Raw genomic sequence first — 13,499 nt, 5'->3', positions numbered from 1 at the left:
GGCGATTATGGCTTTCAAACAACTGACAAAAGAAGAATTTATCCGACATGGAGAAAGTGCTGAACAGCGCTCTTTTATGCAAACTCCTGAGATGGCACAATTGCTAATCCAACGAGGAAATACAGTTGATTACATTGGGTATACAGATGATGCTGATCACCTAGTTGTCTCTGCTATTCTCTACTCACTGCCCATGAAAGGTGGTCCACATATGGAAATCAGTTCTGGACCGATTGTAACGGACTCTTCCTATCTCCAGCCTTTTTATCAAGCTCTGAAGACCTATGCAAAACAAAAAGGAGCGATGGAACTCATTGTCAAGCCATACGATATTTACCAGACATTTGATAGCAACGGCGAGGCAACTAGTCCTGAACAAACGGATATGATTGCAACTCTAACAGACATCGGCTACCAATTTGATGGATTACAGACTGGCTATACAAAAGGTGAAGTCTACTGGCATTACATGAAGGATCTTAGAGGATTATCCGAAACGCAATTACGCTCTTCTTTTAGCAATAAGGGAAAACAATTGGTCAAAAAGGCTAATACCTTTGGTATCAAACTCCGAAAACTGCAACGCGATGAACTCCATATTTTTAAGGATATTACTGCTGCAACTTCAAAGCGTCGTGATTATGGCGATAAGTCATTGGACTACTATCAAAAATTATACGATTCTTTTGGCGAGCAGGCTGAATTCATGATTGCCACCTTAAATTTTCAAGACTATCTCGACCATGTCACTTCTGGATACCAACACGTGCTGGAACAACGACAAGGAATTGAACATGAATTAGCAGAAAATCCAAATTCTGCTAAAAAGAAAAAAGAGTTGCAACAAATCCTTAAGCAGGAACAAACCCTTGTTACCCGTAAAGAAGAAGCACAGAAGTTGATTGAACAATATGGAGAAGAAGATCAAATCTTAGCAGGTAGCCTTTTTCTCTATACATCTCAGGAAACAACGTATCTCTTTAGCGGCTCTTACCCAGAGTTTAATAAATTTTATGCTCCAACTCCCTTACAAGAATACGCTATGCAAGAATCCATTCGTCGAGGAATCCCAACTTATAATTTTCTAGGTATCATGGGTGTCTTTGACAACTCAGACGGTGTCCTGCGCTTCAAGCAAAATTTCAACGGCTACGTTGTTCGTCGCATGGGGATTTTCCGCTACTATCCCTCTCCTCTAAAACACAAGATTTTACATGGAATCAAGCAAATTCTTGCACGATTCAAAAAAATAGACTAGCCAAGAATGATGTCGTTGCTCTTTCTTGGCTAAAGACACAAATGAAAGAAGTATGTCCACATGATTCACATTCGAACGGTTAGCGATACCACTTATCAGGAAACTCAGACGCAGTATATAGAAGCCAACTTTCTCCAATCTGCTGAAATGGCTCGGCTTCAATTATCTAGGGGACGTGACATCGAATACCTAGCCTTTTATGATGATGACGTTTTGGTGGGGCAAACCATTGTCCAATATCGTAACATCAAAGCCTTTTTCAAAGAAGCACTTATCTTACATGGTCCTCTCTTTACAAATTGGGAATCTTCCCTTATGCACCTGTGCTTAAAGGCTTTGGAAAAATATCTCAATAAACAGCTATGTGTGCGAGTTAGTCTTTCTCCTTATCTCATTCAGGCTATCAAGGATGATCAGCTCTCTGTTCTCCAAGATAATCTCTCGGGCCACATTTTAAAAACATTTGAAACAATGGGATACCGCAACGAATTTGATCCTAAACAGGAAACGGTCGTAAATACCCTGTTTGTCAAATCGCTTGATGAACTTCATTCACCAGACGAGCTCCTTCAGTCACTAACCCCTTCGATTAAGCGGGACATCAAAAAATTCCAAGCTATGCAGGTTCGTGTGGAAGAGCTCAGTGATGAAAATATCGATCAATTCTATGATATTCTAACGACTACTAGTCAGCGAAAAGATTTCTTTATCCAAGAAGTGGACTATTTTAAAAAAATCAAGGAACATTTTCAAGAGCAAGCTAAGTTTATGTATGCCTATCTGGATTGTGCTGCCTATCTAGATTATCTAACCACTCATATCCAAGATTTTTCACAAGTCATCGAAGAATTAGAAAAAGGCCCACAAAGCAAACGAACCAAGGGGAAACTTGCCGATGCCAGAGACCAATTGCAGTCTTATCAAAAACGATTACAGCAATTTAAAGAGATGAATATCACTCAGGATAAGTTGCCCCTCTCCTCCTATCTCTTCATCTGTTATGGTTCAGAAGTTGTCAGCTTTGCAGGAGGAAATTACGAGCAGTATATGAATTTCGGTGGAGCGTCCTTGATTCATTGGACTATGCTACAATACGCTCTAGAACATGGATATCAAACCTTTAACTTTTACGGCACTAGCGAAACCAACCTATTGGGCACAGGCAAAGGAAACTTTAACTTCAAGCGACAGTTCAATGGACAATTACATCTACTCCTTGGCACCTTCACCAAGTCCCTCAATATCATTGGCAAATCGTTAGAGATGCTAACACAACTAAAAAACAGGAGTGGTACTCACTCGTGATTTCAAAGAAATCGATTACCCTCACTCCTTTATTTCTAGGTTCGAGCTAACCGAATCCACCGGATTATTTTTGCTCCTAATCCCGCATGTTGACTAGAGCTAGCGAAAGCGTGTTCGCTAGCCTCTTCTAATAGAATGTTGATTTATCAATATTTTACAAACCAGGCAACTACTGCGTCAAACTGTTAAAGTTAAACAGAAGCGAGGCTGGGCACTTTTGTCCCAGCCTCGTTTTTGGTTTATGATAGATGTACCAAATCGAATTTTGGCTCTATAATTTCGGGCTCTATAATTTCTGTAGTGGGTAAATCCACTGTGGAGATTATGGAGCCTTTTAGAGTGTAGAAAAAAAGTCCCATATGACCTATAATGAAAAGCGACAAAACTATCATTTAGAAAGACTCATATGGAACAACTAAATCTTATCACAAATTTTCTCAAAATGAAAGACAAAAATATCACGATCACTAATGAATGCGACATGGGAACACACTTAGAACTCCACGGTCACTTGGATTACACAGCCCCTAAATGCCCTTCCTGCAAGGGACAAATGGCTAAGTACGACTTCCAAAAAGCCTCTAAAATCCCCTACTTAGAAACAGCTGGCTACCCACTACTTATCCGCCTTCGAAAGCGTCGTTTCAAGTGCAAGGAATGTGGGAAAATCGCTGTCGCTGAAACTCCTATTGTTAAATCTCTGTCGCTGTTAACCAGAAAATCGCACAATTACTTATCGAAAAGCAAGCAATGACACATATCGCACACAGACTTTCCATTTCTACATCTACAGTTATTCGAAAACTCAATGAATTTAAGTTTGAAACGGATTGGGCTAAGCTTCCAGAAGTCATGTCCTGGGATGAGTATGCCTTCAAGAAAGGGAAAATGAGCTTTATCGCTCAAGATTTTGACACAAATAGCATCATCGCTATCCTTGATGGAAGAACGCAAGCAACCATCCGAAATCACTTTCTGAGATACCCTAGAAAGGTCAGAAACCGCGTTAAAATCATCACTATGGACATGTTTAGCCCTTACTATCAACTAGCCAAACAACTTTTTCCTCATGCTAAAATCGTGCTGGATCGCTTCCACGTTGTGCAACATCTCAGCCGTGCTATGAACCGTGTCCGTACCCAAATCATGAATGCTTTTGACCGCAAATCGCATGAATACAAGACGCTCAAACGCTACTGGAAACTGGTACAACAAGATAGCCGTAAACTCAGTGACAAGCGGTTTTATCGCCCAACCTTTCGCATGCATTTGACCAATAAGGAAATCTTAGACAAGCTTCTATCCTACTCAGATGAGTTACGACAACATTATGAACTCTATCAACTTCTTTTATTCCATTTCCAAGAGAAGAATTCAGATCATTTCTTTGACCTAATTGAGCAAGAAATAGCCACTGTTAACCCTATTTTCCAGACGGTATTTAAGACGTTTCTAAAGGATAAGGACAAGGTTTTAAACGCCTTGGAATTGCCTTATTCCAACGCTAAATTGGAAGCTACCAATAATCTTATCAAAGTCATCAAGCGTAATGCCTTTGGATTTCGGAAGATGAAAACTTCAAAAAGCGGATTTTGATTGCCATCAATATCAAAAAAGAGAAGACCAACTTGGTCCTCTCTAGATGTTAGCTGACATCTACCCACTACACTTGACAAAGTGCTGTTTTCCCTCACTAATTTGTAAATCGGCCTGTGTAATCTAAGTTCAAATCAAACCGATGTTTTCCTGCCAATAGTTGAGCAGACGATGTAAACTGCCATGCAGCCGCTGATGAGTGCATACTCATTGTACGTGCTTGTTGAACATCCAAACTATTATATGGATACTGGGCAACCCAGAAATTTTTCAGACCAAATAAATCCGTTTGAATAGGTCCTGCATATCCTAATGTATTCACGTCAATCCAGCTTGCTCCTGCGTAATGAAGCAGATTGCCATAACCTAAACGGCGCATTTCTGCTTCCCATGCCTTCATATTTGCATTGATATTGTTTCGTGTTTTTTGTTCTTCAATATCATTAACCATCGCAATATCTTTAGACAGACCTAAGCGCTGAGCTGCTGCTGCAAAATAACGTGCTTCTTCTTGAGCTGATTTAGCATCTGTAAAATGTGAATAGTGGTAAACAGAAACTTTCATACCAACAGCCTGCGCATTGCGAATCTGCTCTGCCGCAAATGGATTGAGATAGGAGGTACCTTCTGTCAACTTAACAACCACTCCTGCGACACCTTGATTCAACAAGTCATGATAATCCGAGACAGAAAGGCTACCATTGTGACTACTTACATCTACAAATGACTTATCTGCTCGATGGGTATACGTTACCTTAGTTGTTGTTCCGCCAATTCCATAGCGTTGACCACCACTAGTTATATATAAATGAGCATGGTACAAACCTGTCTCATACCGATGCGCCGATACCCGAACGTTCACACGGTAGGTTCCATCAGCTTGCTTCATCGCAGTGTACCATTGAATATCATTTTGTCCATTAACATCTGACCAGACTGGAACTTCCACTTTATCAATACCTGCTGGAGCAAAAATATCAGACACTGTTACATCAAAGGCTCCATTTGTATTATCCACGTTTTGAATGCTAATAGTAGCTGTTGGCTTGCCGTTTTGAGTAATACTCAGGCTGGTTTTAGTAGCGCCAACTCCCACTGTTCGACCATTAATCTGCTTATAGTAAAGATGAGCATGGTAAATACCCGTGCTATACTTATGGTTGCTTGCTTCCACGTGAACTTTATAGCTATTATCTGCTTGTTTGGCTGCACGATACCAGCGAATATCATCCTGACCACCTGCTTCTGACCAGACTGGAACCAAAACAGAATCCAACTCTATTGGACTTGAAACATCCGTCACAACGACATCAAAAGCGCCTGTCTGGTTATTCACATTCACGATGCTAAGCGTACCAGTTGGCTTGGTTGTGTCTTTGTCAACTGGTAAGGCAGTAAAGGTACCGCCAACGCCCTTCAACTGTCCATTCGTATAGCGGTAATACAAGTGGATATGATACTTGCCAGTGCCGTTTTTATGATTTCTCTTATCTACGGTGACTTTATAGGTGCCGTCGGCCTGCCTAATCGCATTGTACCAGCGAATGTCATCTTGACCGCCTTCTTCTGTCCAAATCGGAACTTGAACTGTTTGAATCGCTGAAGAGCCTGAGACATTGGATACTACAACATCGAAGGTACCGGCCTGAGCATTGATATTTTCAATCGCAATATCGCCCGTGACTTGGGATTGAGTTGGCGTTGGGGCTGGCAAGGCAGTAAAGGTACCGCCAACACCCTTCAACTGTCCATTCGTATAGCGGTAATACAAGTGAACATGGTACTTGCCAGTGCCGTTTTTATGATTTCTCTTATCTACAGTGACTTTATAGGTGCCGTCAGATTGCCTAATCGCATTGTACCAACGGATGTCATCTTGGCCGCCTTCTTCTGTCCAAATCGGAACTTGGACTGTCTGAATCGCTGAAGAGCCTGAGACATTGGATACTACAACATCGAAGGTACCGGCCTGAGCATTGATATTTTCAATCGCAATATCGCCCGTGACCTGATTTTGGATCGGAGTTGGGGCTGGTAAGGCAGTAAAGGTACCGCCAACGCCCTTCAACTGTCCATTCGTATAGCGGTAATACAAATGGATATGGTACTTGCCAGTGCCGTTTTTGTGATTTTTCTTGTCTACGGTAACTTTATAGGTGCCGTCAGATTGCCTAATCGCATTGTACCAGCGAATATCATCTTGACCGCCTTCTTCTGTCCAAATCGGAACTTGAACTGTTTGAATCGCTGAAGAGCCTGAGACATTGGATACTACAACATCGAAGGTACCGGCCTGAGCATTGATATTTTCAATCGCAATATCGCCCGTGACTTGGGATTGAGTTGGCGTTGGGGCTGGCAAGGCAGTAAAGGTACCGCCAACGCCCTTCAACTGTCCATTCGTATAGCGGTAATACAAATGGATATGGTACTTGCCAGTGCCGTTTTTGTGATTTTTCTTGTCTACGGTAACTTTATAGGTGCCGTCAGATTGCCTAATCGCATTGTACCAGCGAATATCATCTTGACCGCCTTCTTCTGTCCAAATCGGAACTTGGACTGTCTGAATCGCTGAAGAGCCTGAGACATTGGACACTACGACATCGAAGGTACCTGCCTGAGCATCGATATTTTCAATCGCAATATCGCCCGTGACCTGATTTTGGGTCGGAGTTGGGGCTGGCAAGGCAGTAAAGGTACCGCCAACGCCCTTCAACTGTCCATTCGTATAGCGGTAATACAAGTGGATATGGTACTTGCCAGTGCCGTTTTTATGATTTTTCTTGTCTACGGTGACTTTATAGGTGCCGTCGGCCTGCCTAATCGCATTGTACCAGCGAATATCATCTTGGCCGCCTTCTTCCGTCCAAATTGGAACTTGGACTGTCTGAATCGCTGAAGAGCCTGAGACATTGGACACTACGACATCGAAGGTACCTGCCTGGGCATCAATATTTTCAATCGCAATATCGCCAGTCACCTGTGACTGAGTCGGAGCTTCTTGAGATTGAGGTAAGGTTGCTCCTGAAGCCGCAACCCCAGCTGATTTCCCATCAACATATTTATAGTATAGATGCACATGATACGCCCCCGTACCATTCTTGTGGTTTTGTTTATTAACCGTGACTTTATAGGTACCATCTTGCTGACGAGTAGCTGTGTACCAACGTATATCATCTTGGCCACCTTCATCCGTCCAAACAGGAACTTGAATCATACGAATAGCAGATGGTGCTGCAACATTGGAAACAACGACATCAAAGGTACCGTTTTGAGCATCAATATTCTCAATATTGATATCACCTGTAACGGGCTGTCCAACGGTCTCTTCCACTGGAGTACCAGAAGACTGAGCATCGTCTGCAATACTACGGAAACTAGCTTGAGACTGAGCTGCACTTGGTGTAGTCTCTGTTTGCCAATCAAATTCATATGTATCTAGGACGTAGGAGGTATTCGTATCACTCGTAACACTCATTTCAACATAGAAATGAGTAGCTCCTTCTGCAAATTGTGATTTGTCTAAAACAGCAATATATTGTCCGGTAGAATCCTGCACAAATTGACTGATAACACGTTGATCACTCTTATCCGCTTGTGACCAAATCGTTGCTTTAGGCCGGCCATACCCATTTGTTAATCCAGAAAAAACTACCTTTACCTGTCCATCCTCTTCAACGACACGAAGAGTGCCAGATACAGTAGACTGACTTCCTAATTCTTTTGGCTCTGCTGTAATGCTATCTGCCAAAACAGTTTGAGCATTCCAACATGACAAGACCAATCCTGATAGGTATAAAAAGGATTTTACTTTCATTTTATCTCCTATTTGTAAAAGAGCGGCTGAGACAACAGAGCCTCAACCTAGAAAAAAGATTTGTCGAGCATCAAGATACGTGACTAAGCTGAGTATCAAAAACTAATCTACCTTGCCCGCTGTTTTCTTTTTTACTCCTCTTAAAATTCCAACAAAGCAAGGAAGCTATCTGCCTCAAGTGAAGCTCCACCTACAAGTGCACCGTCCACATCAGGACAAGCCATGTACTCAGCAATGTTTTCTGGTTTAACAGAACCACCGTATTGGACACGGACTTTATCTGCTACTTCTTGTCCGAAGTCTGCTGCAACGACATCACGAACGGCTTTACACATTTTTTGTGCATCGTCTTGAGTTGCTGATTTACCAGTACCGATTGCCCAGATTGGTTCATATGCAAGCACCAATGAAGCTACTTGCTCAGCAGACAAACCTTTAAGAGCTGCTGATACTTGCGCACCTACAAACTCTTCTGCTTTACCAGCTTCGTAAGTCTCAAGAGATTCGCCGCAACAGATGATTGGTGTCATGCCGTTTTTGAAAATCGCATGTGCTTTTTTGTTGATGTCTTCATCTGTTTCGTGGAAGTAATCACGGCGTTCTGAGTGACCGATAATCACATAATCCACTTCAAGTGCGGCAAGTGTTGCAGGGCTGTTTTCCCCAGTAAAAGCTCCAAAATCTTCAAAGTAGCAGTTTTGAGCTGCAACTTTCAATTCAGTATTGCGAACACCTTTTTTCATCCCTTCGATGAAAAGAGCTGGTGCACCAATAACAGTTTCCACACGTTCGTTTGAAGGAATTTTTGTCTTCACTGCTTCGACAAATGCACGAGCATCTGCTGCTGTTTTATTCATTTTCCAGTTTCCTGCGATAATTGGTTTACGTGACATTTCACATACCTCTTCTATTTTTATTTTCAATGTCTATTTTATCACAAATTGCCAAAGAAATAAAGCGCTGATCGATAAAAAAGAAAACCTTGCTTTCGCAAGGTTTTTGGTGTCTGTTTATAATTGTTATTTCTGGGAACGTAATCGAATTATGCTTCGATTTCTGTAACCATACCTGAACCAACAGTACGTCCACCTTCACGGATAGAGAAAGTAGTACCTTGTTCAACGGCGATTGGGTGGATCAATTCAACGTCGATTGTTACGTTATCACCAGGCATTACCATTTCAGTACCTGCTGGCAATTTGATTGAACCAGTTACGTCAGTTGTACGGAAGTAGAACTGTGGACGGTAGTTGTCGAAGAATGGAGTGTGACGTCCACCTTCTTCTTTAGTAAGGATGTAAACTTCACCTTTGAATTTAGTGTGTGGGTTGATTGAACCTGGTTTAGCGATAACTTGTCCACGTTCGATTTCATCACGTTGTACACCACGAAGAAGAACACCAACGTTGTCTCCTGCAAGACCTTCGTCCAATTGTTTACGGAACATTTCAACACCAGTAACAACTGCTTTAGAAGTTTCTTCTTTGATACCAACGATTTCGATTTCGTCGTTGACACGAACAGTACCACGGTCGATACGTCCTGAAGCAACAGTACCACGTCCAGTGATTGAGAATACGTCCTCGACTGGAAGAAGCAATGGTTTGTCAGTATCGCGTTCTGGTTCTGGAATGTACTCATCAACAGTGTTCATCAAGTCCATGATGATATCTTCAAATGCTGAGTCACCTTCAAGAGCTTTAAGAGCTGAACCTTGGATAACTGGAAGGTCATCACCTGGGAAATCGTATTCTGAAAGAAGGTCACGGATTTCCATTTCAACCAACTCAAGCAATTCTTCGTCGTCAACCAAGTCAACTTTGTTCATGAAGACGATCAAGTGTTTAACACCAACCTGACGAGAAAGAAGAATGTGCTCACGAGTTTGTGGCATTGGTCCGTCAGTTGAAGCTACCACAAGGATAGCTCCGTCCATTTGAGCCGCACCAGTGATCATGTTTTTAACGTAGTCCGCGTGTCCTGGAGCGTCGATATGCGCATAGTGACGTTTTTCAGTTTCGTACTCAACGTGTGCAGTGTTGATAGTGATTCCGCGTTCACGTTCTTCTGGAGCAGCATCGATAGACGCATAGTCTTTTGGTTGGTTAACTGATGAAGGCAAGCGACGTGCCAATACAGTTGTGATAGCTGCAGTCAAAGTAGTTTTACCGTGGTCAACGTGTCCAATTGTACCAATGTTAACGTGTGGTTTACTACGATCGTATTTTTCTTTTGCCATTTTGGTAAAAGCCTCCAATAAAATATATTTTATAGATAGACAGTAGGCAATACAGTCTAACTTTACCTTACTATTCTATCAAATTGTAGCAGAAATGCAAGTATTTTCTATCTTTTTTACAATTTATTCCACATCGAGCTGATAATAAGGTTGATTCGGGATAGCTGCACCAATGCTTGAGGCGAATATCCAATCCTGATTTTCCAGCTGGGCAAAGTTCTCTGCCTTACCTGTTAGAATAACACCGGCAAACCTTGCATCTGCTAACGTGGGATAGTTTTCTTTAATGAACTCTAAATCATCATAGTTCGAAAATGTTTTCCCACTACGTCCATATAGCATACTATTTTTGAATTTAGTATCTTTCAGAGCAGCCAATAGATTCTCCCTAAATCGTTCATAACTCATCTCGTCCTCTTTTTCTTCAAAGCTAAGGCCGTATATATCTGCCAAAGAGTAAGAATAGTCGATTTCTGTATTTGTTGTACCAAACCAAAACCAATTTTTTTTGAGATTTTTAGGTAACATGGTCTGTAATTCTTGATATGAGTAGGGCTTATCAAAAGTGAGTGCTACTTCTACTAATTGCCCTTTCATTTCCTTTGTAAGAGGTAATTCTTGACTCGGTTTTGGAATGTATTCTCCGTTCCAATCCCCCTTTACATTGAAGAAGACAGGATGACGATAGACACTTTGATTATTAGAAAATCTACGTTCTCCTTGATGCTCAAACGTCTGGTACTTCACATAATCCCTCTCGCTATCAACATGAGCAGCAAAAAGTGTCGCACTGGCATTGATCCCTTGATAGGGTATAAACACCCCATCAACGTCCTTTACTCGTTCTAGATGGTAGATTGATGAAAATTGCCCTTTTGGGCTATTTCCACCCATGACATGCATATTAGGGTAGGCAATAATATTCCGCTGATCATAGTAATCCATCACTCTGCGAAAGTTACGATTCAATAATTTTCCAGATGCAAATACTAAGCCTGCATACATTACTAAAAAACTGACTACAACTGTTACGGATATTAAAATAATTTGCTGTCTATTTTTCTTTTTTGTTTTCTTCGCTAATACTTCAAATGTTTCCATCATCATATCCTTTCTGTTTAAGGGCTTGTTTTAATTTTTGACGACTGCGGTGCAGACTGACTTTGACCTTGCTGACGGAATAAGAGAGAAGCTCTGCTATTTCACGAATAGTAAAACCCTGAAAATAAAAGAGTTCCAAGAGAAGCGCATCCTGCTGTGGCAATTTTTCTACTTCTTCCAAGAGAAAGTCATATTGGTCTGTTTCAAAGGGGGACAGTTCATGTGGCTTGAAAAATTCTTGCCGTAAAATTTCCATATAACGTTTGTCCCTGCGGTACTTATCAATGTAGCGACGAATGGCAGAGCGGTACAGGAAGGCTCGAATCTTCTCACCAGGGATAGCAACTGGCATTTCAAGGAGCTTGACAAATATATCTTGGACGACATCTTCTGCCTGCTCTTTTGGAACACCTGATGCCATCAAATAAGCGATGACATCTTTGGCAAAATCAATCAAGACTTGTTCATAGGCATCTAGTTTAATCGCACTTCCCTCCCTTCCTCACTAATAAAACGAAACGAGACCCGTAAAAGTTACAGGTCTAGTCTTATTTTATCATATTTGTAAAAGCGCAAACTGAAAATCTGAAAGAAAGTGAGATTCAAAAAGGGATTATCTGTGGGTCTCTAGGTGATGATAGGGCTTAACTTCCACATCCTGACCGATATTAGAGGCAAAAATCCAGCTAGCTTTTTCAAGTTGAGCAAAGTCTTCTGCCTTACCCGTTAAAATCACACCAGCAAATGTAGCTGTTTTTCCGTCTTGATTCTTTTTAAGGTAGTCTTTGACATCATTGGTCAAATCATAGTCTTTCCCATCTTCTCCCACACTATATCCGAGCCACTGATTTGCCAAAGCCTTCTCCAGATGTGCTTGGAAGAAGGTATAGCTATTATGGAAGGCTTGACTAGGTGTTAAATCAGCCAGTTTCTTTTGGTAGTCCTCATAGGCTTTTTGAGCTTCTTCCTTAGACAGATTTGCTGGTTTTTCCTGTTTTTTCATCTCGTCATAGGTTTCTAGTTGAGCGAGATTCGGCTGAAAACCAATCTGAGCATTGAGCTTTAACTCACTCGTATCATAGATACTAGTGCTACCAATCCAGTACCAGTTGATGTTCAAATTACTAGGAATCATGGTTTGAATTTCATCAAAGGTATAGGGCTTATCAAAGGTCACTGCCATTTCAACTACGCGATTGGGCATCTGAGATAAGAGAGAGATGTCCTGAGTGACGATATCCCCCATTTGCTGATAATTGCGATTGGTATTATAAAAAAGTGGCACCTTATAGCTATTCCCGTGGGTGTAGCCACCCTTATTATCTGATGATTTATAGAGATTGAGATGCTGATTTGAGTCATAGCCCCTATACAGGCCATAATGACTCTCAAAATCTTCAAACGGAACAGTAATTCCTGCAATATCCTTAACCTGATCGGCATAATAGGTTCCGGTAAATTCCGAGTCTGCAATGAAGGACCAGTTTATATAGCTAACATTAGGATAACTGATCTCTGTCATTGTTTGGTGGTAATCACGCACTTCATTGGCATTACGAGAGGTAATCCAAGCCAGCCCCTTCCAACCGACAACCAACAGTACAAATCCCGTCACGATCGAAAGTAAGACAGTTTTCACCCTGTTCTTTCGTTTACTTTTCTTTGCTGCAACTTCAAAAGTCTTCATATTCGTATCCTTTCTCCTTTAGCAATCTTGCTAACTGCTTACGACCACGATAGAGGTTCATCTTAACCAGGCTTTGACTAATTCCCAAGACCTGTGCTACCTCCTTAGTCGTCATTTCTTGAAAATAATAACAGTCCAGTACCGACTGATACTGAGTGGGCAATTCTGCTACTGCCTCATACAACGGTCCATAATCTGCTGTATCGTACTTTAGCGCCTTCTCCTTGTGGAAAAATTCCTGCTGGATAATCTCATGGTAGCGTCTATCCCTACGATACCGATCAATATAGGCTCGAATAGCTGAGCGATAAAGCCAGGCCCGCAATTTCTCGAAGGGAAGAACAATGTCTGCCTCGAGAATTTTAACCAAAATGTCCTGAGCAATATCATCGCTGTCTGCTTGATTGGCGCCTGATTTTTGCAGATAATAGGAAATTTCTTTCGCAATGCCCATGACTTCTTTTTCATATTCGTCGAACCGAATCTTTCTCCCCTC

9 protein-coding genes and 1 pseudogene are annotated in these 13,499 nt (G+C 41.6%); 3 read left to right on the top strand and 7 right to left on the bottom strand.

Annotated elements, in window-relative coordinates; translation table 11 throughout:
- The first annotated feature begins 7 nt into the window (after nt 1-7).
- From A4H00_RS08075 to A4H00_RS08065, 3 genes and pseudogenes are all read left to right on the top strand, one after another.
- Entirely contained in the window at nt 8-1,258 is a 1,251-nt protein-coding gene (locus A4H00_RS08075; RefSeq protein WP_067089223.1) for an aminoacyltransferase, read from the top strand.
- Nucleotides 1,259-1,318: 60 nt separating this feature from the next.
- On the top strand, nt 1,319-2,563 hold the full coding sequence (locus tag A4H00_RS08070) for a peptidoglycan bridge formation glycyltransferase FemA/FemB family protein (protein ID WP_067089219.1): 1,245 nt from the start codon (nt 1,319-1,321) through the stop codon (nt 2,561-2,563).
- Between the two features lie 406 nt (nt 2,564-2,969).
- A pseudogene (locus A4H00_RS08065) lies at nt 2,970-4,212 on the top strand (ISL3 family transposase).
- A 44-nt stretch (nt 4,213-4,256) separates the two neighbouring features.
- Here the strand turns inward: A4H00_RS08065 and A4H00_RS08060 are convergent.
- The 7 genes from A4H00_RS08060 to A4H00_RS08030 all read right to left on the bottom strand — a co-directional run bounded on the left by A4H00_RS08060 (nt 4,257) and on the right by A4H00_RS08030 (nt 13,487).
- Nucleotides 4,257-7,976 (bottom strand): GBS Bsp-like repeat-containing protein, encoded by a 3,720-nt coding sequence (locus A4H00_RS08060; protein ID WP_067089215.1) that lies wholly within the window; start codon nt 7,974-7,976, stop codon nt 4,257-4,259.
- A 140-nt stretch (nt 7,977-8,116) separates the two neighbouring features.
- Entirely contained in the window at nt 8,117-8,869 is a 753-nt protein-coding gene (gene tpiA, locus A4H00_RS08055; protein ID WP_067089212.1) for a triose-phosphate isomerase, read from the bottom strand.
- Nucleotides 8,870-9,018: 149 nt separating this feature from the next.
- Nucleotides 9,019-10,215: an elongation factor Tu gene (gene tuf / locus A4H00_RS08050; protein ID WP_067089207.1), complete on the bottom strand. Its 1,197-nt coding sequence runs from the start codon at nt 10,213-10,215 to the stop codon at nt 9,019-9,021.
- A gap of 123 nt (nt 10,216-10,338) precedes the next feature.
- Nucleotides 10,339-11,316, bottom strand: coding sequence for an anti sigma factor C-terminal domain-containing protein (locus A4H00_RS08045; RefSeq protein WP_067089203.1), 978 nt, complete (start codon nt 11,314-11,316; stop codon nt 10,339-10,341).
- The gene (locus tag A4H00_RS08040) at nt 11,303-11,800 is read right to left on the bottom strand and encodes an RNA polymerase sigma factor (RefSeq protein ID WP_257721997.1); all 498 of its coding nucleotides are present in this window, start codon (nt 11,798-11,800) and stop codon (nt 11,303-11,305) included. The genes A4H00_RS08045 and A4H00_RS08040 overlap by 14 nt, the downstream gene beginning before the upstream one ends.
- A gap of 129 nt (nt 11,801-11,929) precedes the next feature.
- The gene (locus tag A4H00_RS08035; protein WP_067089196.1) at nt 11,930-13,003 is read right to left on the bottom strand and encodes an anti sigma factor C-terminal domain-containing protein; all 1,074 of its coding nucleotides are present in this window, start codon (nt 13,001-13,003) and stop codon (nt 11,930-11,932) included.
- On the bottom strand, nt 12,990-13,487 hold the full coding sequence (locus A4H00_RS08030) for an RNA polymerase sigma factor (protein WP_082815614.1): 498 nt from the start codon (nt 13,485-13,487) through the stop codon (nt 12,990-12,992). Before A4H00_RS08030 ends, A4H00_RS08035 begins: the two co-directional genes overlap by 14 nt.
- Nucleotides 13,488-13,499: the final 12 nt, after the last annotated feature.

The sequence above is a fragment of the Streptococcus marmotae genome, assembly GCF_001623565.1.
Taxonomy (GTDB): domain Bacteria; phylum Bacillota; class Bacilli; order Lactobacillales; family Streptococcaceae; genus Streptococcus; species Streptococcus marmotae.
Note: the sequence above shows the minus strand (reverse complement) of the source record. Positions and strands in the feature narration are given on the sequence as shown.

Bases quoted from the DNA above. Each gene is read 5' to 3' on its own strand.
- A4H00_RS08060 (WP_067089215.1), bottom strand. From the start codon at position 7,976: ATGAAAGTAAAATCCTTTTTATACCTATCAGGATTGGTCTTGTCATGT.
- A4H00_RS08035 (WP_067089196.1), bottom strand. From the start codon at position 13,003: ATGAAGACTTTTGAAGTTGCAGCAAAGAAAAGTAAACGAAAGAACAGG.
- tpiA (WP_067089212.1), bottom strand. From the start codon at position 8,869: ATGTCACGTAAACCAATTATCGCAGGAAACTGGAAAATGAATAAAACA.
- A4H00_RS08070 (WP_067089219.1), top strand. From the start codon at position 1,319: ATGATTCACATTCGAACGGTTAGCGATACCACTTATCAGGAAACTCAG.
- tuf (WP_067089207.1), bottom strand. From the start codon at position 10,215: ATGGCAAAAGAAAAATACGATCGTAGTAAACCACACGTTAACATTGGT.
- A4H00_RS08075 (WP_067089223.1), top strand. From the start codon at position 8: ATGGCTTTCAAACAACTGACAAAAGAAGAATTTATCCGACATGGAGAA.
- A4H00_RS08045 (WP_067089203.1), bottom strand. From the start codon at position 11,316: ATGGAAACATTTGAAGTATTAGCGAAGAAAACAAAAAAGAAAAATAGA.